The 21,628-nt window shown below is 69.6% G+C and carries 25 protein-coding genes; 15 read left to right on the plus strand and 10 right to left on the minus strand.

Features of this window, described 5'->3' with window-relative positions; all coding sequences use genetic code 11:
- Positions 1-23 precede the first annotated feature (23 nt).
- The 14 genes from BJQ94_RS08095 (at position 24) to BJQ94_RS08160 (ending at position 10,799) form a co-directional block, all read left to right on the plus strand.
- Positions 24-290 (plus strand): flagellar FlbD family protein, encoded by a 267-nt coding sequence (locus BJQ94_RS08095; RefSeq protein WP_265399993.1) that lies wholly within the window; start codon positions 24-26, stop codon positions 288-290.
- A complete protein-coding gene (locus tag BJQ94_RS08100) occupies positions 290-1,108 on the plus strand; it encodes a MotA/TolQ/ExbB proton channel family protein (protein ID WP_265399992.1) in 819 nt (272 codons plus the stop codon). The genes BJQ94_RS08095 and BJQ94_RS08100 overlap by 1 nt, the downstream gene beginning before the upstream one ends.
- Positions 1,105-2,040 carry a flagellar motor protein MotB gene (locus tag BJQ94_RS08105; protein WP_265399991.1) on the plus strand — a complete coding sequence of 312 codons (936 nt, stop codon included), beginning with the start codon at positions 1,105-1,107 and terminating at the stop codon, positions 2,038-2,040. The genes BJQ94_RS08100 and BJQ94_RS08105 overlap by 4 nt, the downstream gene beginning before the upstream one ends.
- Positions 2,041-2,125: 85 nt before the next feature.
- Positions 2,126-3,034: a flagellar motor switch protein FliM gene (locus BJQ94_RS08110; protein ID WP_265399990.1), complete on the plus strand. Its 909-nt coding sequence runs from the start codon at positions 2,126-2,128 to the stop codon at positions 3,032-3,034.
- Positions 3,031-3,774 carry a flagellar motor switch protein FliN gene (fliN, locus tag BJQ94_RS08115; RefSeq protein WP_265399989.1) on the plus strand — a complete coding sequence of 248 codons (744 nt, stop codon included), beginning with the start codon at positions 3,031-3,033 and terminating at the stop codon, positions 3,772-3,774. The genes BJQ94_RS08110 and fliN overlap by 4 nt, the downstream gene beginning before the upstream one ends.
- Entirely contained in the window at positions 3,775-4,242 is a 468-nt protein-coding gene (locus tag BJQ94_RS08120; RefSeq protein WP_265399988.1) for a flagellar biosynthetic protein FliO, read from the plus strand. It abuts the gene before it with no gap.
- Positions 4,243-4,340: 98 nt separating this feature from the next.
- On the plus strand, positions 4,341-5,147 hold the full coding sequence (gene fliP / locus BJQ94_RS08125) for a flagellar type III secretion system pore protein FliP (protein WP_265400050.1): 807 nt from the start codon (positions 4,341-4,343) through the stop codon (positions 5,145-5,147).
- Positions 5,147-5,422: a flagellar biosynthesis protein FliQ gene (gene fliQ / locus BJQ94_RS08130; RefSeq protein ID WP_265399987.1), complete on the plus strand. Its 276-nt coding sequence runs from the start codon at positions 5,147-5,149 to the stop codon at positions 5,420-5,422. Before fliP ends, fliQ begins: the two co-directional genes overlap by 1 nt.
- On the plus strand, positions 5,423-6,181 hold the full coding sequence (locus BJQ94_RS08135) for a flagellar biosynthetic protein FliR (RefSeq protein ID WP_265399986.1): 759 nt from the start codon (positions 5,423-5,425) through the stop codon (positions 6,179-6,181). It begins immediately after the preceding gene.
- Positions 6,182-7,330 (plus strand): EscU/YscU/HrcU family type III secretion system export apparatus switch protein, encoded by a 1,149-nt coding sequence (locus BJQ94_RS08140; RefSeq protein ID WP_265399985.1) that lies wholly within the window; start codon positions 6,182-6,184, stop codon positions 7,328-7,330.
- A 54-nt stretch (positions 7,331-7,384) separates the two neighbouring features.
- Entirely contained in the window at positions 7,385-9,382 is a 1,998-nt protein-coding gene (locus BJQ94_RS08145; RefSeq protein WP_265400049.1) for a flagellar biosynthesis protein FlhA, read from the plus strand.
- Entirely contained in the window at positions 9,357-10,532 is a 1,176-nt protein-coding gene (locus tag BJQ94_RS08150; RefSeq protein WP_265399984.1) for a hypothetical protein, read from the plus strand. The genes BJQ94_RS08145 and BJQ94_RS08150 overlap by 26 nt, the downstream gene beginning before the upstream one ends.
- A 4-nt stretch (positions 10,533-10,536) precedes the next feature.
- Positions 10,537-10,680 (plus strand): carbon storage regulator, encoded by a 144-nt coding sequence (locus tag BJQ94_RS08155; protein ID WP_275875583.1) that lies wholly within the window; start codon positions 10,537-10,539, stop codon positions 10,678-10,680.
- Positions 10,677-10,799, plus strand: coding sequence for a hypothetical protein (locus tag BJQ94_RS08160; RefSeq protein ID WP_275875584.1), 123 nt, complete (start codon positions 10,677-10,679; stop codon positions 10,797-10,799). The genes BJQ94_RS08155 and BJQ94_RS08160 overlap by 4 nt, the downstream gene beginning before the upstream one ends.
- A gap of 123 nt (positions 10,800-10,922) precedes the next feature.
- Here the strand turns inward: BJQ94_RS08160 and BJQ94_RS08165 are convergent, their stop codons facing one another.
- From BJQ94_RS08165 to BJQ94_RS08185, 5 genes are all read right to left on the minus strand, one after another.
- A complete protein-coding gene (locus BJQ94_RS08165; protein ID WP_265399982.1) occupies positions 10,923-11,996 on the minus strand; it encodes a glycosidase in 1,074 nt (357 codons plus the stop codon).
- 2 nt (positions 11,997-11,998) lie between these two features.
- A complete protein-coding gene (locus BJQ94_RS08170; RefSeq protein ID WP_265400048.1) occupies positions 11,999-12,832 on the minus strand; it encodes a carbohydrate ABC transporter permease in 834 nt (277 codons plus the stop codon).
- Between the two features lie 65 nt (positions 12,833-12,897).
- Entirely contained in the window at positions 12,898-13,857 is a 960-nt protein-coding gene (locus tag BJQ94_RS08175; RefSeq protein ID WP_265399981.1) for a sugar ABC transporter permease, read from the minus strand.
- Positions 13,858-13,862: 5 nt separating this feature from the next.
- Positions 13,863-15,182, minus strand: a complete 1,320-nt coding sequence (locus tag BJQ94_RS08180) for an extracellular solute-binding protein (protein WP_265399980.1) — start codon at positions 15,180-15,182, stop codon at positions 13,863-13,865.
- 77 nt (positions 15,183-15,259) lie between these two features.
- The gene (locus BJQ94_RS08185) at positions 15,260-16,324 is read right to left on the minus strand and encodes a LacI family DNA-binding transcriptional regulator (RefSeq protein WP_265399979.1); all 1,065 of its coding nucleotides are present in this window, start codon (positions 16,322-16,324) and stop codon (positions 15,260-15,262) included.
- A gap of 159 nt (positions 16,325-16,483) precedes the next feature.
- Here BJQ94_RS08185 and BJQ94_RS08190 point away from each other — a divergent pair, with 159 nt between their 5' ends.
- Positions 16,484-17,938, plus strand: coding sequence for a lipase maturation factor family protein (locus BJQ94_RS08190; protein ID WP_265399978.1), 1,455 nt, complete (start codon positions 16,484-16,486; stop codon positions 17,936-17,938).
- Between the two features lie 78 nt (positions 17,939-18,016).
- Here the strand turns inward: BJQ94_RS08190 and BJQ94_RS08195 are convergent, their stop codons facing one another.
- The 5 genes from BJQ94_RS08195 to crtI are packed head-to-tail and all read right to left on the minus strand — an operon-like array spanning position 18,017 to position 21,602.
- Positions 18,017-18,385 carry an RNA-binding S4 domain-containing protein gene (locus tag BJQ94_RS08195; protein WP_134640319.1) on the minus strand — a complete coding sequence of 123 codons (369 nt, stop codon included), beginning with the start codon at positions 18,383-18,385 and terminating at the stop codon, positions 18,017-18,019.
- A 31-nt stretch (positions 18,386-18,416) separates the two neighbouring features.
- Entirely contained in the window at positions 18,417-19,325 is a 909-nt protein-coding gene (locus tag BJQ94_RS08200; RefSeq protein WP_265399977.1) for a prenyltransferase, read from the minus strand.
- Positions 19,322-19,696: a lycopene cyclase domain-containing protein gene (locus BJQ94_RS08205; RefSeq protein WP_265399976.1), complete on the minus strand. Its 375-nt coding sequence runs from the start codon at positions 19,694-19,696 to the stop codon at positions 19,322-19,324. The genes BJQ94_RS08200 and BJQ94_RS08205 overlap by 4 nt, the downstream gene beginning before the upstream one ends.
- Positions 19,693-20,019 carry a lycopene cyclase domain-containing protein gene (locus tag BJQ94_RS08210; RefSeq protein WP_265399975.1) on the minus strand — a complete coding sequence of 109 codons (327 nt, stop codon included), beginning with the start codon at positions 20,017-20,019 and terminating at the stop codon, positions 19,693-19,695. Before BJQ94_RS08210 ends, BJQ94_RS08205 begins: the two co-directional genes overlap by 4 nt.
- On the minus strand, positions 20,019-21,602 hold the full coding sequence (gene crtI / locus BJQ94_RS08215; RefSeq protein ID WP_275875585.1) for a phytoene desaturase family protein: 1,584 nt from the start codon (positions 21,600-21,602) through the stop codon (positions 20,019-20,021). Before crtI ends, BJQ94_RS08210 begins: the two co-directional genes overlap by 1 nt.
- Positions 21,603-21,628 lie beyond the last annotated feature (26 nt).

Here is a 21,628-nt window from a genome sequence, read left to right on the forward strand (position 1 = left end):
GTCCGGGAACCAGGGACGGGTCCATGATCGTTGTAACCAGGCTGAACGACAGTCAGTTCGCGATCAACCCTGATCTCATCGAGCGCATCCATGTCAATCCAGACACCACGCTCGTCATGGTGGATGGCGCCAAATTCATCGTGACCGAGAGCCTGGCCGAGGTGATCGAGAAGATCGCGGCCTATCGGGCCCACGTGATCGGCCTGGCCTACAGCGCCGGAACCGACGCGGCCGACGACCCCGACACCCGACCGGACGCCGTCGTCCTCCTGCGTCCCCGGAGGATGTAATGGATCCCGCCACCCTGATCGGCATCGTTCTCGCATTCGGCGCCCTGTTCGCGATGATCACCATCGAGGGCTCGCATGTCACCGCGATCCTGTTGCCCGCCCCCATGGTGCTGGTCTTCGGCGCCACCATCGCCGTCGGCATCGCCGGCGGCACCCTGCGCGACACCGTGCAGGCGATCAAGGCCCTCCCCGGCGCGTTCCTGGGCAAGACCACTCCGCCGCAGAAGCTGATCGACCAGGTCGTCGGCCTCGCCGAGAAGGCCCGCAGCGCCGGCCTGCTCGCGCTCGAGCAGGAGGCCGACGCCGTCTCCGACCCGTTCCTGCGCGGTGCCCTGCAGAACATCGCCGACGGCACCGACGGCGACGAGCTGCGGATGCTGCTCGAAGACGAGATCGCGACCCGCACCAAGGCCAGCCGCAACGCCGCGAAGTTCTTCACCAGCCTGGGCGGCTACGCGCCCACCGTCGGCATCATCGGCACCGTCATCTCCCTCACCCACGTGCTCGAGAACCTGGACACCCCGTCCACCCTGGGCCCGATGATCGCCGCGGCCTTCGTCGCCACCCTGTGGGGGCTGCTGAGCGCGAACTTCCTCTGGCTGCCGATCGGCAACAGGCTCAAGCGGCTCTCCGACATCGAAGCCGAACGGATGACCCTGCTCATGGAGGGCGCCCTTGCCGTGCAGGCCGGAAGCCAGCCGCGGCTGCTCGGCGAACGGCTGCAGGCCATGGTGCCCGCGGGGTCGGCGAAGTCCGCGAAGGGGTCGAAGTCGGCCAAGGCATCAGACCCCGCCAAGCCGCTCAAGAAGGCGGCGTGAGCGCACGCGGTCGGAGCCGGCGGCGGGGCCTCGACGAGGAACACGAAGAACACGTCGACGAGCGCTGGATGGCGTCGTACATGGACATGGTCACCGTGCTGATGTGCATGTTCATCGTGCTCTTCGCCATGTCGACTGTCGACGAGGCCAAGTTCGTGCAGTTGAAGAACTCGCTGGCCACCGGGTTCGGCGCCGTGGACGTGGGCATGGTCGACACCGCAGAGGGCATCGTGGTGCCGCCGGACCTCGTCGACACGCCCGCGGCCGAGGACGTCGGACTCAGCGACCTCGATCTCGCCCTGGCGGAGGTGGACAGCCTCACCGCGGTGCAGGCGGCCATGGAGGCCGCCCTCGCGGCGGCCGGCCTCGCCGATCTCGTGGACTTCACCATCGACGAACGCGGGCTCTCGGTGGGCCTGGTCGGCTCCGAAACGTTTTTCGAACCCAACGTGGCGACCCTCAGCACGCAGGCCGTGTCGGTTCTCGACACCATCGGACCGATCCTGGCCGGAACCGGGCGGGAGGTGTCGGTGGAGGGACACGCCGACCGGCACGGGGTGACCATCAACTACCCGACCGACTGGGAGCTCTCCAGCGCCAGGGCCACCCAGGTGCTGCGGCACCTTGTGGAGCGCACCGGTGTGGCCCAGGAACGCATCGGCGCGATCGGCTACGGCTCGGCCCGTCCGGTGGATCAGGGCGACGACCTCGCTGCCATGGCCCGTAACCGCCGGGTCGACGTGGTGCTGCTGTCCAACCAGCCCGACAGCGTGCGGGCGTTGATCCCGTCGGTGCTGGACGGCACCGCAGTGCAGGAGACCCCGGCGCCGGTGCAAACCGATCCGGGGGAGACGACCCCGGCAGAGACGACTCCGGCAGACACGACCCCGGCAGACACGACTCCGGCGGGCACGGTGAGCACCGGGCACTGAGCCACCAACCGGCCCGATCGATTCCCACCGGATTGATTCGGCCGCGCCGCTAACATCCGCTCGCAACCGGCCGATAGTGCCAGTCGTGACGGTCCAGGAACACATCAGCACCGGCGTGCCCGGAAAACCGGCGCGCACGGTGGAGGTCTATGACTTCAGCCGCCCGACGACGCTGGCCCGCGACCACGCCCGCGTGCTCGAGCTGGCGTTCGAGACCTTCGCCCGGCAGTGGGGCACCCAGCTGACCGCCCAGGTTCGGGTGATCTCCCAGGTCACCTGCGAGCAGGTGCTCATGTGCGGCTACGACGAGTACGCCGCGTCCCTCCCGGCGACCACCACCATGGTGCTGTGCGCCCTCGAGGGGCTCGACGCGCAGGCCGTCATCCAGTTCCCGTCGGCCGCTGCGCTGTCCTGGGTCACCCACATGCTCGGTGGTACCGGCACCCCCGCACCGCCTGAGCGCCCGTTCACGCAGATCGAACAGGCCCTGGTGCGCCGGCTGATGGACGACGCGCTCGAAGACCTGCGCTACTCGCTGGGAGGCCTGCTCACCCTGCCCATCGCGGTCGGCGGCATCCAGTACAACTCCCAGTTCGCGCAGGCGGCGGCGACCGCCGACCTCATGATCGTGGCGACCTTCGTGATCAGGGTGGGCGACAACACCACCGCCGCCACCCTCGCCGTGCCGGCCGAGGCATTGCTGCCCCAGCTGGGCGAGCCCGGTCCCGTGCCCTCGCCGATCCCGGCCGTCGACCTGTTGAGGGCCCAGCTCGGCTGGGTGCCCGTCGACGTGTCACTCCGGCTCACGCACGCGCGGGTGCTGCCCAGCGCCGTGCTGGCCCTGGCCGTCGGCGACGTGCTGCCGATCCCGCATCCCACCCACCGCCCGCTCGACGTCGTTGTGGATGGCCGCACCCTCGCCCGCGCTGCGGTCGGCTCCACAGGCTCCCGACTGGCCTGCATCATCATCGATACCGAGGAAAAGACGCCATGACGCTTCGAAGCCCCGCGCAGTCCGCGCACGTGAACACAGGCTCCATCGACACCAGCGCCGATGCGGCGGTGCAGGCGCTGCTCACCGTGCTGCCCACACCCAGCCTGCTCACTGCCGTGCGCAGCTCCGGTGCCTCCGCTGAGCGGTCGGGGGTGTCGCTGGCGGGTGCTGTGCTGGCATCGTTCGTCGGCGCGACCTCGGCCGACCTCGCCGTGCTGCTGGCCGACCCGGCCGCGCTCGACGCGGCAGCCGGCGCCGAGTCGGGGCTCGTCTCCCGGGACGACGTGCTGCGCCCGGCCCTCGAGCAGGCCGCGGGAACCCTGGGGCTCGGCGTGCTGGGCGACGCCAGGGTCGACGACGCCACGACGCTGTTCCACGACCAGGAGACCGTGGTCTTCGACCTGGTCGGCGACGGCGTCACCGTGGGCTGGTTCGCGATCAGGTTGCGCCGCAGCACCGCAGCGGCTCAGCGCTCCGATCAGGCCGTGATGGGCAACCTGGGCCGTATCAACAGCGTGGAGATGGCTCTCACGGTAGAGATCGGTCGCACCCGTATGACTGTGCGCGATGTCCTCGCCCTCGAACCCGGCGCCGTCGTCGAACTCGACCGCTCGGTCGGCTCGCCCGCCGACATCCTCCTCAACGGCCGCCTGATCGCCCACGGCGAGATCGTCGTCGTCGACCAGGACTACGCCGTGCGCATCACCCAGATCCTCGACGTCGCCGAGAGCCTGACCTAGGTGGACGCCGTCGTCGTGGTCCTCAGAGTGGTGCTGTCCCTGGCCGTCGTGCTCGGGCTGCTCTGGGTGCTGCAACGACGCCTGGGCCGCGGCTCCGGCGCCCGGGCCACGAACGTGGTCACGGTCGTGGGCCGTCAGGGGCTCGGCCAGAAGGCATCCGTTGTGGTGGTGGATGTCGACGGTCGCCGCTTCGTGCTCGGCGTCACCGAGCAGTCCATCAGCGTGCTGCACGGCAGCGAGCCGGCACCCGCCGCCCTCGCCGCCGTGCCCGCGACCTCGGCGACGGCCTTCGAACGCTCCCTGCACGCCGCGACGACCGGCGACGACGTCACTGCGCAGTCAGAGCCGGAGCCGCCGCTGGCGTTCCGGCCGCGCCGGGACCGCAGCCACCCGCCGCGCCTGGCCGGATCGATCCTGTCACCGTCCACCTGGCAGCAGACCGCCGCGATGCTGCGGCAGGGCCGGTGACCGCCGCCCTCGCTTCCCCGGACCGGCCCGGCCCGCTCGGCCAACGGAGCCCGGCGGCGGCCAGTGAACGGCGCCGCCGGGTGGCGCGCCTGGTGCTGATGGCGGCGCTCGTCCTGGTCATCGTGGCGGCCCTGGTGCTGCTGGTCTCCTCCGCGAGCCACGCCACCGCGCTCGCGCCCACCGAGCCGATCGCTCCCACCGACCCCGCAACGCCCACCCCTGCGGCCACTCCGGGCACCGGGCTGACCGTGGAGATCAACGGGCCGGATGGCGCCCCGTCGTCGGCGATCGTGACCCTGATCGGCATCACCCTGCTGTCGGTGGCGCCGGCGCTGCTGCTGATGATGACCTCGTTCACAAAGATCTTCGTGGTGCTCGCGATGACCCGCAACGCCCTCGCGCTGCCGTCGATCCCGCCCAACCAGGTCCTCGCGGGCCTGGCCCTGTTCCTGTCGCTGTTCATCATGGCGCCCGTGCTCACCGACATCAACACCGATGCCCTGCAGCCCTACCTCAACGGCACGATGACCTTCGACGACGCCGTGAACACGGGGTCGGAGCCTCTGCGCACCTTCATGCTCGCGCACACCAGGGAGGAAGACCTCGCCCTGATGGTGCGCGCCTCCGACCAGCCCAACCCGGCCAACCCCGCCGCGGTGTCGCTGCTCACCCTGATCCCCGCCTTCATGATCTCCGAACTGCGTGCCGCGTTCATCATCGGCTTCGTGATCTTCATCCCGTTCCTGGTGATCGACCTCGTCGTCTCCGCGGCGCTGATGTCGATGGGCATGATGATGCTGCCGCCGGTGATGATCTCGCTGCCGTTCAAGATCCTGCTGTTCATCCTCGTCGACGGCTGGGGCTTGATCATCACGACCCTGGTCAACAGTTATCGGGGTGGCTGATGGACTCCAACGCCGTGCTCGACATCGGGCTGCAGGCCATCATCGTGTCCGCCAAGCTCGCCGCGCCCATCCTGATCACCGCGCTGGTCGTCGGCTTCGCGATCTCCCTCGTGCAGTCGATCACCCAGATCCAGGAGGTGACGCTTTCCTTCGTGCCCAAGGCCATCGCGGTGTGCGCCGCCATGCTCATCTGCGGCCACTGGATGATCTCCGAGATCGTCTCGTTCACCACCAACCTGTTCGACAAGATCCCCGGCCTGATCGGCGGCGGCTAGGTGAACATCACCATCGACTTCACCTGGCTGGAGGCCGTGATGCTGGCCGGTGTGCGCATGGTGGCGTTCCTGGTCGTCGCGCCGCCGTTCTCCTTCAACGCGTTCCCCCTGCGTATCAAGGGCATGCTGTCGATCGGGCTGGCCCTGGCCGTTGCGCCTCGCGTGGTGCCCGGCTACGCCTCGCCCGACACCGGCGGCTTCATCCTCGCCCTCATCCTGGAGATCGTGGTGGGCGGGGTCCTCGGCTTCCTGGTGCTCGTGGTGTTCGCCGCCATCCAATCGGCCGGCAACCTCATCGACCTGTTCGGCGGCTTCCAGCTCGCGCAGGGCTTCGACCCGCAGTCGATGGTCAACGGCGCCCAGTTCACCCGGCTCTACCAGATGACCGCGCTGGCACTCCTGTTCGCCTCCGGCGGCTACCAGCTGATCCTCGGCGGACTCGCCCGCTCGTTCGCCGCGCTGCCGGTGGGCGGCGGCATCGACCTCGCCGTGCCGATGGAGTCGATCACAGCGGCCGTCGGCCAGATGCTGCTCGCCTCCGTGCAGATCGCCGGCCCGCTCATCGTCGTCCTCTTCCTCGCCGATGCCGGCCTGGGCCTGCTCACCAGGGTGGCCCCGGCCCTCAACGCCTTCGCGCTCGGCTTCCCGCTGAAGATCCTGATCACCCTCACCCTCGGCGCCGCCGGGTTCATGGCCCTGCCCGGCATCGTCGCGTCGCTCACCGACGACGCCGTCGCCGGCATGTGGGGGGTGCGCTAAATGTCAGACTCCGGCGAACGTACCGAACAGGCCACAGACAAGCGGATGCGCGAGGTGCGGTCAAAGGGTCAGCTCGCCCGTTCCCAGGACCTCACCGCATGGGTCGGCATCGGCGCTGCCGCCGTGATGATGCCCATGACCATCGAGGCCGGAGCGGCCGCCGGCCGGGCCCAGCTCTTCGACATCCGCGCGGTGGCCGCGAACCCCGACCCCGAGCGGGCCCTGCAGCTGCTGGGCGAGGGACTGGGCACCATGGGCGGCATCCTCACGCCGATGCTCACGGTGGTCTGCGTCGCGGTTCTCGTCGCCGCCGTCGCCCAGGGCGGCATCCACGTGAAGAAGTTCGCCGGCAAGTACGACCAGTTCAACCCGGTCACGGGCCTCGCGCGCACCTTCGGCACCCAGGCGCTCTGGCAGGGGGTGAAGGCGCTGGCCAAGACCATCGTCGTCGGGGTTGTGCTCACCATGGTCATCCAGGGCCTCACCCCGGTGCTGATGACGGCGGGCGGGCTGCCCGTCACCGTGCTGATCGGCGCCGCCCGCGACGGCACCGCCGCTCTCGTGCAGTCCGCGGTGATCGCCGGTCTCGTGCTGGCGGCGGCCGACGTCATGGTCGTGATGCGGCGCAACCGCAAGCGCACCAGGATGACCAAGAAGGAGGTCACCGACGAGCACAAGAGCTCGGAGGGTGACCCGCTGATCCGTTCGCAGCGCCGGGCCAGGCAACTGGCGATGAGCCGCAACCGGATGATCGCGGCCGTCGCCACCGCCGATGTGGTCCTGGTCAACCCCACCCACTTCGCCGTCGCCCTGCGCTACGAACCGGGCAAGTCTGCGCCCAGGGTCGTGGCCAAGGGAGCCGGGGTGATCGCCGCCCGCATCCGCGAGCAGGCCGAGACCGACACCGTGCCCATCGTCAGGGACATCCCGCTCACCCGGGCGCTGCACAGCGCCTGTGAGCTCGGCCAGGAGATCCCGGTCGAGCTTTACAACGCCGTCGCCCGGGTGCTCGCATTCGTGCTCGCCCTCAAGGCACGCGGCTCCAGGGCCGGCGTGCACACCATGACCCCGCCCGCGCCCGCGCCATCCCCGTCCACGCAGTCCCAGCCCATGCGGACCCAGTCCACTCGCCTGTCGGAGGCCACCTAAGTGAACAGCACCCTCTCCAAACTCGCCGTGCCCATCGGGGTGGTCGGCATCATCATGCTGTTGGTCGTGCCGATCCCGGCCGGGCTGCTCGATGTCCTCATCATCGTCAATATCCTGCTCGCCCTGGTGACGCTGCTCACGACAATGTTCGTGAAGAAGCCGCTGGACTTCTCGGTGTTCCCCTCGCTGCTGCTGGTCGCCACGCTGTTCCGGCTCGGCCTCAACGTGGCCTCCACCCGGCTCGTGCTCGGCGAGGGCTACGCCGGCCAGGTGATCGCCTCCTTCGGGCACGTCGCCGTCGGCGGCTCGATCATCATCGGCGCGGTGATCTTCCTGATCCTCGTGGTCATCCAGTTCGTCGTCGTCACCAAGGGCGCCGAGCGCGTCGCCGAGGTCGGAGCCCGGTTCACCCTCGACGCCATGCCGGGCAAGCAGATGGCCATCGACGCCGACCTCAACGCCGGCCTGATCACCGACGTGCAGGCCAAGGACCGTCGCGCAGAGGTCTCCGCCGAGGCCGACTTCTACGGTGCCATGGACGGAGCATCCAAATTCGTCAAGGGCGACGCCATCGCCGGAATCATCATCATCATCATCAACCTCATCGGCGGCATCGCGATCGGCATGCTGCAGCGTGGCATGGAGGTCGGCGACGCCCTCAACACCTACGCGCTGCTCACCATCGGCGACGGCCTGGTCACCCAGATCCCCGCCCTGCTGATGGCCGTCTCCACCGGCATGATCGTCACCAGGTCCAACGCCGAGTCCGACATCGGCGCCACGGCCTCCGCCCAGCTCACCCAGTCCCGGAACGCCCTGATGATCGCCGGCGCGGCCGCCGTCGCCATGTCGCTCATCCCCGGCATGCCGGTGATCCCGTTCGTGGTCGTCGGCGGCGCGCTCCTGCTCATCGCCCAGCGCATCAAGGGCGCGGAGGCCAAGGCGCAGGCCGGCCGGGCCGCATCGGCCGCCATGGAAGGCCTGGCACCCCGCTCGGACACCGCAGAGGAACTCATCGAACAGATGCGGGTGCACGCCCTCGAGATCCAGCTGGCGCCCGACCTGGTCGACCTCGTGTCCGGCGCGTCGGACGACCTGCTCGCCCGGGTGCGCGCCCTCCGCCGCAAGATCGCCCTCGACCTGGGCATCGTCGTGCCGCCGGTGCGCACCCGTGACAACGTCGACCTGCCGCCGTCCACCTACTCGATCCGCATCGCCGGCGTCGAGGCGGGCCGCGGAGTCGCGCCGGCCGGAAAGGTGCTCGCTCTCGGCGACGCCCTCGACGCGTTGCCGGGAACGGCGACGGTCGAACCGGTCTTCGGCCTGGCCGGCAAGTGGGTGCCGAGCGAGATGCGTCCGCGCGCCGAGATGGCCGGCGCCACCGTGATCGACAGGGTGTCGGTGCTCGTCACGCACCTGTCCTCGGTGATCTCTGGCAACGCCGCCCGCCTGCTCACCCGCGAAGACGTGCGGGTGCTCACGGATGGCGTGCGCCAGGTGAGCCCGTCGGCCGTCGACGACCTCATTCCGGGCCTGCTCTCGCTCGCCGAGGTGCAACGGGTGCTGCAGGGGCTGCTCGGGGAGCAGATCCCGATCAACGACCTGCCGCGCATCTACGAGGCCCTGTCGGTGCGGGCCAAGGTCTCCACCGACGCCGAAGGCCTGATCGAAGCGGCCCGCCAGGCCCTCGGGCCCGCGCTCACGGCACTGTACCTCGACGGGGCGGTGCTGCGGGTGATCATGATCGAACCCGGCCTCGAGCAGCGCATGCTCGAGGGCATGCGGCCCGCGGAGCAGGGCAGTCAGATCCTGCTCGACCCGGTCACGATCGACGCCATCCTCGGTTCGCTGCGCGGCGCCATCGCCACGGTCGAGGCGGCCGGCCTGACTGCTGTGCTGGTTTGCGCTCCTACGCTCCGCCCGGCGATCCGCCGCCTGGTGTCTGCGCAGTCCGGCGGGGTGCCGGTGTTGTCCTACGACGAGGTCACCTCGGCGCGGGTGGCCATCGAGACCGTGGGGGTGGTACGTGGAAGCGAAACGATTTCGGCTTGAGGGCACCTCGTTGTCCGAGCTGCAGGCCAGGGTACGTGCCGAGCACGGCGACACCGCTCGCATCGTCGCGGCAGAACAGGTGACCGTCGGCGGCATCCGCGGATTTTTCGCCCGGCGGCACGTCGAGGTGACCGTTGAGGTGCAGGTCGTGGACGTGCACACCCCTGAATCGGTCTCCCCGCAACGCCGGCGGGCGGCGCACGCCAGGAGCGAGCTGAGCACCAGGCTCGGCATTGCCGCCCTGCTGGACGCCGCAGACGAGACCGAGGCGCAGCTGGCCGGCCAGGCCGCACCGGCGGCGCCGGGCAGTGCGCCGGGCACAGTTGCGGGCACAGCTGCGGGCACGGCGGCGCCGAGGCCGGCGCCGCAGGACGTCCCGTCGACGGCGAGCCCGGACTTCGCGCGGCTGATGGACGAGCTCACCTTCGCCACCTCCCCGGCCCCGGCGGCCCCGACGATATCCGCGACACCGGCCGCACCGACCGGCGCCACCGGGGGTGCGGGCGCGCTGCCCGATTCAGCGATGCTCCCGGCCGAGGTCCCTCCGGCGCTCACCGCTGGTCACCCCGGCCTGCTGACCGGGTCCGGCGACCTGGTGCTGTTGATCGGGCCGCCCTCCGACGTTGTCGAGGCGGCCCGGCTGATGTCGGCCGGTCACGCGGCGCAGCTCCTGTCCGGCCGTGAGCGGCCCGGCGACCGGCGCGCGGCCCTCGCGGCGCGAGCACGGGGAGTGCAGAGCGGCCGGAGCGTGCTCGTGGCCTGCCCTCTGCCTGACCGGAGGGACGGCGCCGCCCTGTCAGCGCTGACAGCGACGATGTCCTCCGCCCTGGTGGCCCTGGGCGCCGACCAGGTCTGGGTCGTGGTCGATGCCGGGCGCAAACCCGCCGACACCGCGCGCTGGGTGCGGGACGTCGGGGCGTCCCTCACGATCGACGCCGTCGCGGTGCTCGGTGTCGACGGCACGGCCACGCCGGGCACCGTGCGCGAGCTCGGCCTTCCGATCGGCTGGCTCGCGCCCTCGGCCCGAGATTCGCTCGGGCAGCTGGCCGGAGGACTGCGCGGGGAACTGGCCGGGGAACTGACCGGGGATGCGGGCCGGGAACCCGCCGCCGGGCCCGCCGGGCCGCCGAACCCGATCGCGATAGGCTGAGCGGATGCTGGTTCTGACGCGCAAACAGGGGGAGAAGATCCTCATCGGTGACGACATCGTCATCACCGTGCTCGAGGTTCGCGGCGACAGCATCCGCCTCGGCGTCGACGCCCCCGGGGTATCTCGATCCAGCGGGCCGAGATCTTGAAGGCCGTCACGGAGGCCAACCTCGAGGCGAACATCGCCGTCGGCCGGGACGACGAGACCCTGGCGGCCCAGCTCAAGTCGAGCCTCGGCCTGCTCCCCGAGCCCCTGCCGCCCCAGTAGCCGCTCCCGCGCGCCTGTTCCCCGACTAACTGTTCCCCGACTAACTGTTCCCCGTGCGGACAAATGCGCCCGGCGCACCGGGACCATTTGTCCGAACGGGGAACAGTTGCCGCGCGAGCCGGGCTATTCGGCCGCGCGGCGGTCGAGCCTGGCCACGCCGATCTTCGAGTCGGCCATGCCGTAGAAGACGTACAGCTGTCCCTCGATCTCCTCGATCGCGGTGGGGAACACCACGTTGGGCACGATGCCGCTGGTTTCGTCGGCCGTCTCGGCCTTGAGCAGCGGTTCGGTGGTGCGGTCCAGCACGATGGTGGGGTCGTCGGCGTCGAGGATCATCGCGCCGGCGGCGTAGTTCACCTTCTGCTGCTGGTCGAAGGCGCTCGTGATGACCCCGGTGACGCCGTGGTGCAGCAGCAGCCAGCCCTCCGGCACCCGCAGGGGAGCCGGGCCGCCGCCGATCTTGAGCTCCTCGAAGGCGTACTCGGGTCCGGCCAGGAACCGGTGCCCGCGCCACATCGTGAGCGCGGAGACATCCGCCAGCACCTCGGCCACCGGGATGTAGCTGATCCAGATACTCTGCCGCTGGTCGGTGACGCCGGCGGGCACGCGGATGCCCTCGCCCGGCCGGGTCTCGCCCAGGTCCCACATGGGCCGGTGCAGCACGGCGAAGCTCTCCACACCGTCCGGCGCGGTGACCGGCTCGGGGAAGAAGACCGTGTCCTTGTTGTGGAACAGGTTGAGGTCCATGTCGAGGTCGTCGTCGTAGGCGAACAGGGCGGGGCCGAGGCGGCGCCATTCGCGCAGGTCGTCGGAGATCGCGACGGCGGTGCGCGGCCCGAGCGGCCCGTAGGCCACATAGGTCATCACGTGCAGGCCGAGGCGCGGCACGTAGGTCACCCGCGGGTCTTCGACGCCGGCGTTGTTGGCGCCGCGTTCCCAGCCGCGGTCGGGGGCGAGCACGACGCCCTCACGCTCGACGCCCGTCGGCACGCCGTTCTCGATGATCACCCGGGCAAGGCCCACCCTGGAGACGTTGCCGGTGGCGACGAGGCGGGGGAGCAGGTACAGGGTGCCGTCTGGACCGTGGCCGGTGGCCGGGTTGAGCACCCCCTCGGCCTCTAGCTCGTTGCCGGGCTCCGGCGTCATGATGACGCCCATCCGGGTGAGGGTGTACGGGAATGTTGTCGCGGTGCGCATGGCTAACCTTTCACGCCCGAGCCGATGTTGCTCGAGACGAAGTGACGCTGGAACAGGATGAACAGGAGCACAGCAGGGCCGGCCAGAACGCAGGCGCCGGCCAGGATGGCTCCGAAGGGGTTGGCCGCCGTGGCGGCCACGTTGCTGAGGTAGTTCGCCAGTGAGACCGCGAGCGGTTGCAGCGACGCCTCCTTGGTGATCAGGAACGGCCAGAGGAACTCGTTCCACGGGCCGATGAAGGTCAGCAGCACCACGGTGAGCAGCGCGGGCCGCACCAGCGGCAGCGCGATCCGGCGCAGGATGCGCAGTTCTCCGGCGCCGTCGATGCGGGCGGCGTCGAACAGCTCGCGGGGGATCTGCAGGAAGTACTGCCGGAAGATGATGACCGCCGTCGAGTTGATGGCGAACGGCAGGATCATGCCCAGGTAGTTGTCGGCGAGGCCGTAGTCCCTGGCGATCATGACGTAGAGCGGGATCATCAGCAGCTGGAACGGCACCACCTGCACCAGCAGGGCCAGCGCGAAGGTGACCCCGCGGCCGCGCCACTGCAGCTGGGCGAGGGCGTAACCCACCAGCACGCCGAACACGACGGTGCAGAGGATCACGCCGCCGGTGAAGATGCCCGAGTTGAGCAACCCCTGCAGCAGGTTGATCCGGCCGTTGATGTCGGCGTAGTTGTCGAGGGTCAGGTTCGCCGGGTTGGGGAAGGCTCCCGCGATGGTCGGGTCCGGCTTGGTCTGCAACGAGCCGATGACCATGTAGTAGAACGGGAACAGGAAGACCAGGGCACCGACGAGCAGCACGACGCCGCGCAGGATGTTCTGCCCGCGGCTCATGCCGTCGGCCCGGTGGGTGCGGTCGGGCACGTCGGTACTCCGGGAGTCGGCAGAGCGTGTGCGGCTCATGACTCGTCACCCCCGGCCAACTTGCGCTGGATGAACGCGAGGATCAGGACGCCGATCACGAGGATGACCCCGATCGCGGCCGCCGTGTCCGGCGAGCCCTGCTCGATGCCGCGCTGGTACATGATCAGCACGGGGGAGGAGGAGGCGCCGTTCGGGCCGCCGCCGCCGGTGAGCAGGTAGGGCTCGGTGAAGAGGTTGGCGCCGGTGACGGTCGAGAGCAGCAGCACGAGCACTGTCGCCGGGCGCACTCCCGGCACCGTCACGGAGAAGAAGCTGCGGATCTTGCCCGCACCATCCGTCGCCGCTGCTTCATAAAGCTCCTCCGACACGTTCTGCAGGGCCGCCAGGTACAGCAGGATGAAGAATCCCAGGCCCTTCCAGGTGACGAAGATCGCGATGGTGGGCATCGCCCACTGCTCGTTGATCAACCAGGCCGGGTCCGGCGCCAGCGGCCCCAGGATCTGGTTGACCAGGCCGTTGCCGCTGAACAGGAAGATCCACACTCCGACGACGGCCACGGATGCCGTGACGTACGGCACGTAGTACGACACCCGCAGGAAGGTGCGGAAGCGCACCGCCTTGTTCAGGGCGCTGGCCAGCACGAGCGACAGCACCACGGTGAGCGGCACATTGATGAGCAGGAAGATGCCCACATTGCCGAACGAGCGGATGACGGCGGGATCGCTCAGTACCTCCTGGAAGTTGGCCAGCCCGACGAAGGGCCGGTCGACCTGGGCGCCGGGGGCGGCGAAGAAGTAGTCGTGGAACGACATCCAGAACGCGAACACCAGGGGGTAGGCGAAGACCGCGAGGACGAAGATCAGGTAGGGAGCGCTGAGCAGGAGCCCGAACGGGTTCTTGCCCAGCAGCTGGCGCTTCCGGCGCGGGCGGGCGTCCCCGCCGCCAGGCGTCGAGGGCCTGGCGGCAGGGCGCCTGTTCGAGGTGAGGGTGGACATGATCTCTACGGCTGCGCGATCAGGTCGTTGATCTTGGCGGCCGCGTCGTCCAGGGAGCCGGCGACGTCGCCGTCACCGGTGATGACGGCCTTGGTGTACGCGTCCCTGAAGGCCTGCCATGCGGCGACCGAGTTGGCCACGTTGGGCACCTCGACGGTGCGCGAGGCCTGGTCACCGAACTGCTCGTAGGCCGGGTTGGCAGCGAAGTAGTCCGGGTACACGGTGGTGAGGTCGGCGCGGAGCGGCATCTGGCCGGTCAGCTCGAGCAGCTGGCCGTCCTGCTCCTCACTGGTGGCGAATTTCAGCACGTCCCAGGCCGTTGCCTGGTTCTCGCAGGCCGTGAACATTCCCACGTTCTTGGCGTCGCTGAAGGTGTAGGTGTCCTCGGCCGGCGTGCCGGCGCTGGTGGGAACGGGAACCGCGCCCCAGTTCACGGCATCCTTGTAGACCGACACGGCCCACGGGCCGACGATCGACATGGCGGCCTGGCCGTCAGCGAACGAGTCGCCCTGGTACTGCTCCTTGCCGGCGAGCCCCTCGGAGTAGAGGGTCTTCCAGAACTCGGCCACTGCGGCGCCGTCGGCGTCGTTGAAGGTGGACTCGCCGTCTTCGATCAGCTGGCTGCCGCCGGTCTCGGCCGCGTACAGCGGGTAGAAGTCGAACCAGCTCTGGAAGAACTGACTGGTCGGGGCCGGGTAGATGGCGTTCGGCGCCGCGCCGCTCTCCACCAGGGTGCGGGAGGTGGCGAGGAACTCATCGTAGGTGGCCAGCTGCGGGTTCTCCGGGTCGAGCCCGGCGGCGGTGAACATGTCCTTGTTGTAGAAGATCATCACGGGGTTGGATTTCCAGGGCATCTGGTAATACGCCCCATCGGCATCCTGGTACTGCGAGGAGGCCTCGCCGGTGCGTTCCTCGATGTAGGCGGCGCCGTCCTCGAAGCTGCTGAGGTCGACCAGGCCGCCCTGCTTCTGGAACTGCGGGACGGCCACCGGGGCGGTGTTGAAGACCAGGCAGGGTGCGTTGCCTGCCGTGATGGCGGCACCGATGACCTCTTCGCTGCTCTTGCCGGCCGGGATCTCCTGGGCCTTGACCTGCTCGTCCGGGTGGTCGGCGTTCCAGGCGGAGACCATCTGCTTGCCCCAGGCGATCTCGGTCTCGTTGTTGGAGTACCAGATGGTGATGTCACCGCGGGATTCTGCGCCTCCGGCACTGCCCCCGCTGGAGCAGGCGCCGAGGGTGACGATCATGGCGGCGGAGGTGGCGGCGGCGGCGAGGAGCCGCCTGTTCTTTCGGGTGTTGATCTGCATGCGACTACGGCTGGACATGTGATTCTCCATTCTTGAATCCGCAGCGGCTCTGCTGCGGCAAGTCTCTAGCGGGGCGCCGCGGCGGGCGCCCGGTCTCAGCGCGGCGCCGGGGTGGACGCCGAGCCCCGAACGATCAGCCGGGCGGCGGGCAGCTCGACGTCGTCGGCGCTCCCGGTCCGGATGAGCCCGAGCAGGGTGGTCGCGGCGGCGCGGCCCCAGACCATGGGGGTGGCGCCGACGGTGGTCAGCGCCGGGTAGACGTACCTGGCGAATTCGATGTCGTCGAATCCCGTGATCGAGACGTCCTCAGGCACCCGCACGCCGAGTTCCTGGGCCACCCCGATGCCGGCGATGGCCATGGGGTCGCTCGCGAAGACGATGGCGGTGGGCGGTTCGCTCTGGCGCAAGAGGCGCCGGGTGGCGTCGGCGCCGTCGGCGATCGAGAAGTCTGTCTCCACTACCTGGCCGTCGCCGAGCCCGGCCGAGCGCATGGCGAGAGTGAAGGCGTCACGCCGTCGGCTGCCGTGCAGCATGGCGGCGCTGCCGGCCACGTGGGCGATCCGCCGGTGGCCGAGTCCGACCAGGTGGCGCACCGATTCGGTGATGCCATGGGTGTCGTCGATCGACACCGACGGGAACGGGCTGGGCTGGTCGGGGCGGCCGAGGGTGACGGTCGGCAGGCCGAGTTCGGCCAGGCAGGGGATGCGCGCGTCGTCGCGGCGCAGGTCGCTGAGGAAGACCCCGTCGACGCGGCCGTCGGTGACCAGGGTTCGGTAGGTGTGCAGCTCTGTCGGCTCGTCCGGCACGACGCTGAGCACCAGCGCCAGGCCCTCCGGGGCGAGGATCGTCTCGACGCCGGCGATGAACGAGGTGAAGAACGGGTCGGACCCGAGCACCTCTGGATCGCGGGCGATGACGAGGCCGAGCGCGAACGAGCGCTTCGACGAGAGCGACCTGGCCCGTAGCGACGGTGTCCAGCCCAGGGTCTGGGCGATCTGCAGGATGCGCGTGCGCGTTTCGGCGGAAACCCCCGGCCGGTCGTTGAGCGCGAAGGAGACCAGCCCCTTGCTCACCCCGGCCGCCTTGGCCACATCCGCGATGGTCACCTTGGTCGGGTCCCTCGTGGTCGGTTCCGTGGTCGCACTCTCGGGCAGATCCATGGAGCCTCCTCGTTGATGGCGGGACCGGCGTGGTTGTCGCAGACGAGCCTGAACGACGGGCCTGAACCGGTTTAGAACAACCTATACCGGTTTAGCCCGTGAAGTCAACAGATTCTCACCTCGCTGGGTGTAGCGGGCGAGCCTAGGGTGGTCGAGAGCATGGACTGGTTCGGAACTGACGACTACGACATCGCCCGCCAGGTGGTGCAGCGGGGGATCGCCGCCGTCTTCCTGATCGCCTTCGTCTCGGCTCTCGCTCAGTTCCCCGCGCTCCTGGGCGACAACGGGCTGCTGCCGGTGCGCCGCTTCGTACAGGTGGTGCCGTTCCGGCGGGCGCCGAGCCTGTTCCAGTGGCGGTACTCGGACCGCCTGCTGCGCCTGGTCGCCTGGTCGGGGATCGGGCTGTCCGCCACCGTTGTGCTCGGCCTGCCCCAACTCGGCCCGGCCTGGCTGCCCATGCTGGTCTTCCTGCTGTTGTTCTCCGGCTACCTGTCGATCGTCAACGTGGGGCAGACCTTCTATTCGTTCGGCTGGGAGAGCCTGCTGGTCGAGGCGGGCTTCATCGTGGCGTTCCTGGGCTCGGATGCCGTCGCCGCCCCGGTGCCGGTGCTGGTGTTCCTGCGCTGGCTGGTGTTCAGGCTGGAGTTCGGCGCCGGACTGATCAAGCTGCGCGGCGGCCGGGAGTGGCGGGACCTCACCGCGCTCTTCTACCATCACGAGACCCAGCCCATGCCCAACCCGGTCAGCTGGTTCGTGCACCACCTGCCCAGATGGTTCCACCGCGGCGAGGTGCTGGCCAACCACGCGGTGCAGCTCGGGGCGCCGTTCCTGCTCTTCGCCCCGCAACCGGTGGCCTCCGTCGCGGCCGGGATCATCGTGCTCAGCCAGCTCTGGCTGGTGCTCACCGGCAACTTCGCCTGGCTCAACTGGATCACCATCGTGCTGGCCGTCGCGGCCGTCGACGACGCATCCTTCCGGTGGCTGGGCGGCCTTGTCGTCCCGCCGCTGAGGTCGGTGCCGGCCGAGGTACCGGCGGCGGGGGAGCAGCCGCTGTGGTTCGTCGTGGTGGTGCTCGCCGTGATGGTGCTGCTGGTGGTGCTCAGCTACTGGCCGGCACGCAACTTGCTGCGGCGCCGCCAGCTCATGAACGCCAGCTTCAACCCGTTCCACCTGGTGAACGCCTACGGCGCGTTCGGAACCGTCACGAAGGAGCGCTACGAGATCATCGTGGAAGGCAGCGACTCCATCGACCCGCGTGACGCCACGGCCTGGCGGGCCTACGAGTTCCGCGGCAAGCCCGGCGACGTGGCCAGGGTGCCCGGCCAGTTCGCGCCGTACCACCTGCGGCTGGACTGGCTGATGTGGTTCCTGGCCCTCGGTTCGCGCGACACCCGCTGGTTCGAGGTGTTCCTGGCCCGGCTGTTGCAGGGCGACAGGGCCACGCTGCGGATGCTGGCGCACAACCCGTTCGGCGGGCATCCGCCCCGGTACGTGCGTGCCCGGATCTTCCTGTACAGGTTCAGTAGCCCGGCCGAACGCCGCGTCAGCCACGACTGGTGGGTGCGCACCGAGGTGGGCAGCCTGGTGCCGCCGGTTGCACTGCCGCCGGAGTGATCCGGCGCAGCACGAGGCAGTGCCGGCGAAGTTCAGTGCCGGCGCAGTTCTGTGCCGGCGCAGTTCAGGCCACGCAGCTCAGTGCCCGCGCAGCTCTTCGATCTCGCGGCGCTCGCGCTTGGTGGGGCGGCCGGCGCCGCGGTCGCGCATGGGCACCAGGGCCACTTCCTCGCGCGGCGGCGGGGGCGGGGTGTTGTCCACGAAGCATTCGGCGGCCACGCTCGGGCCCACCCGCTTCACGATGATCCGCGACACCACGAGCACCCGGTCGAAGCCGTTGGCCCGGATCCGCACCTCGTCGCCCGGCTTGATCGCCTGGGCGGATTTGGCGCGTTCGCCGTTCACCCGGACGTGCCCGGCCCGGCAGGCCGCTGTCGCCTGGGAGCGGGTCTTGTACATCCGCACCGCCCAGGCCCAGCTGTCCACCCGAGCGCTCAGCAATTCCATGCCTCGACTCTACGCGGGCACGGGCAGGTCGTCAGCGCAGCACGACCCAGAGGATGAGCAGCATCGTCACCAGGAAGCCGGTGAAGAAATTCAGTCGCAGGAATCGCTTCCAGCCGTTGTTGGCCCGTTCGGAGTCGGCGTCGCTGATCGACCGGTATGGCCAGGCGGCAAGAATGTAGGGAATCACGAGCAGCGCGGCGAGCGGCCCCGGCCAGTCGGTCACGAGCATGAGCAGCCCGGCCAGCGCCCAGAAGCCGATCGCCAGGCGCACGGTCTGTGCGGCGCCGAAGGCCGTGGCGATCGAGCTGATGCCGCCCTGCCTGTCGGGTTCGACATCCTGCACCGCGCCGAAGGCGTGGCTTGCGATGCCCCAGAAGAAGAACGCGGCCAGCAGCGCCACCAGGTCGGGTGTCACCAGGGCCCCCGCCACGGCGAGGCCGTAGACCGCCGGGCTCACGAAGTGGACGCTCGAGGTCACCGAGTCCAGCACCGGGCGCTCCTTGAAGCGCAGGCCCGGAGCCGAATAGGCGACCACGGCGAAGAGGCTCACCGCCAGCACCAGCCACGACCACGGGTTCGCCCCGGCGAGCACGAGCATCCACACCAGCACGGGCACGGCCGTTGCGACGCCGGAGACCAGCACCGTGCGGTGCAGGCCCCTGTCGAGCATGGCGCCCTCGACGCCGCCCTTGCGCGGGTTGCGCAGGTCGGACTCGTAGTCGAACACGTCGTTGATGCCGTACATGAGCAGGTTGTAGGGGATCAGGAAGAACAGAGTGCCCACCACCAGCAGGGCGTCGACCCGGCCGGTTGTCACGACGTAGGCGGCGGCGAACGGGAAGGCCGTGTTGATCCAGCTGAGCGGACGAGAGGAGAGCAGCACCTGTCGCACCGTGTGACCGAGTCCGGTCGGGCCGGTGGGGTGAATCGCCTCGGTCATGGGTCCTGTCCTTCTGCGGGTTCTGCCGCTGACTGTGCCGCGGGTCGTGCTGCGCGATGTGGCGCTCGGCGGGTGTCGCCGCCGAGCAGCGCCCAGACGGCCGGCAGCAACAGGGCGCCGGCCACCGGATATGCGAAGTCCTCCACGGGCGCTATCCCCACGAATACTCCACTGATCAGGGCCGGGTCGTACGCGACGAGTCCCACCCCGATCATGATGTTATCGAACACCGCGGTGAGCACGAGCACGGCGACGAGCGCGAGCGCTGATGCCGCGTAGAGGCGCCTCGAGGCCGGCCGGCGCCAGAGCGTAATCGCGGCCACCACCGCGGCGAGGCCGAGGAAGACGGCGTTCAGTCCGAGGTAGCTCATGACGCGCGCCCCCGCTCCAGCAGCATCCGGGCGCCCTGCAGGGCATTCATGAACAGGTAGCAGAGGAAGGTCAGGAAGAAGACCTCTTCGACCGGCAGCTCGGGGGCGATCTGCAGGCCGGTCATGAACGAGGTTTCGCCGCGGTAGAAGATGCCGGTGCTGATGCCGATCAGATCCCAGGCCAGGAAGAACAGCACCCCCAGCACGAGCACAACGGCCGCGGCACGGGGTGCACGCCAGAAGAACAGCCCGAACCGGCGGTCGAGCACGACCATCCCGGTCAGCGACACCAGCAGGGCGAGCAGGTACGCGACACCGAGCATCAGCGCAGAACTGCGCGACTCGGTTCGGGCAGCGGCCCCGTACTCACATCACCGCGAATCCGCTTGAGCAGGATCTCGGCACTGATCAGGCACATCGGCAGGCCGATACCGGGGATTGTTGTACCGCCGGCGTAGTAGAGGCCGTCGATGTGCGAGGACACATTGGTGCCCCGGAAGAAGGCGCTCTGCTTGAGCGTGTGCGCCGGTCCGAGCGCCCCGCCCTTCCAGGAGTTGAGGTCGTCGGCGAAGTCCGCCGGCCCGATGGTGCGGCGCACCACGATGCGCTCGGCGAGGTCGGGGATGCCGGCCCATTCGGCGAGCTGGCCGATGGCGGCGTCCGCGATGCCCTCCACGGTCGCCGACCCTGCTCCGTTGATGCCGCCGTGGCCGATGCCCGGGTCAGCGGGCACCGGGATGAGCAGGAACATGTTGCTGGCGCCGTCCGGGGCGACGCCGGGGTCGGTTGCGCTGGGCAGGCAGGCGTAGAACGAGGCCGGGTTCGGCACCGAGGTTTCCGCGCCGAAGATGCGATCGAAGTTGTCGGCCCAGTCCTCGGTGAAGAACAGGGTGTGGTGGGCGAGCTTGGGCAGCTCTCCGCTCACGCCCAGCAGCACGAGCACCGCGCCGGGGCCGGAGGTGCGCTTCTGCCACCACCGCTCCGGGTAGGTCTGCTTGGCCGGTTCGACCAGCTCGGTTTCGGTGTGGTGCAGGTCGGCGGCCGACACGACCAGGTCGGCATCCAGCCGCACGGTCTCGCCGGCCGCGTTGAGGTAGGTGACGCCCTCAACGGCGGCCTTGGCGCGCCGGCCGGCCGGGGTGGGCCCGGAGCGGATGGCCTGCACGGTGGCGCCGGTCTCGATGGTCACGCCGGCCGCCCGGGCCAGGTCCACGATGCTCTCGATCAGCCGGGTGAAGCCGCCCTGCGGGTAGAGCACGCCGTCGGCCAGGTCGAGATGGCTCATCAGGTGGTACATCGACGGGGTGCGGTCGGGGGAGGACCCCAGGAACACGGCCGGGTAGCCGAGGATCTGGCGGATCCGCGGGTCCCGGAAGTAGCCGGCGACAAACTTGTCCAGCGGCTGCAGCAGCAGGCGGCCGAGACGGCCCATCCTGGAGAGCACGTCGCGCACGAGCAGAGGCTTGAACGAGGCGAAGCTCGTGTACAGGAACCTGTCCACGGCCATGTCGTAGGTCTCCTTGGCGCTGGCCAGGTAGGTCTCCAGGCGGGCGCCCGCACCGGGTTCGAGACTCTCGAACAGGCGGATGTTGTCGGCGCGGTCGGCGCGCACGTCCACCGGGTCGGTGTCCGATTCGAAGAACACCCGGTAGCCGGGGTCGAGCCGGGTGAGCTCGAGCTGCTCGGCGGCGCTCGTGCCCATCAGCCGGTAGAAGTGCTCGAACACCTCGGGCATGAGGTACCAGGACGGCCCGGTCTCGAAGCGGAAACCGTCTGACTCCCAGAAGCCCGCCCGTCCGCCGAGGGTGTCGTGCGCCTCGAGCAGGGTGACCTGGTGGCCCTCCCTGGCCAGCAGCGCGGCGCTGGCCAGTCCGGCGATTCCGCCGCCGATCACGACGGTCCGCACGGGGGGTGTCTGGGTGCGCCCGGCCT

Origin of the sequence: Cryobacterium sp. SO2, from assembly GCF_026151165.2 — a bacterium.
GTDB lineage: Bacteria > Actinomycetota > Actinomycetes > Actinomycetales > Microbacteriaceae > Cryobacterium.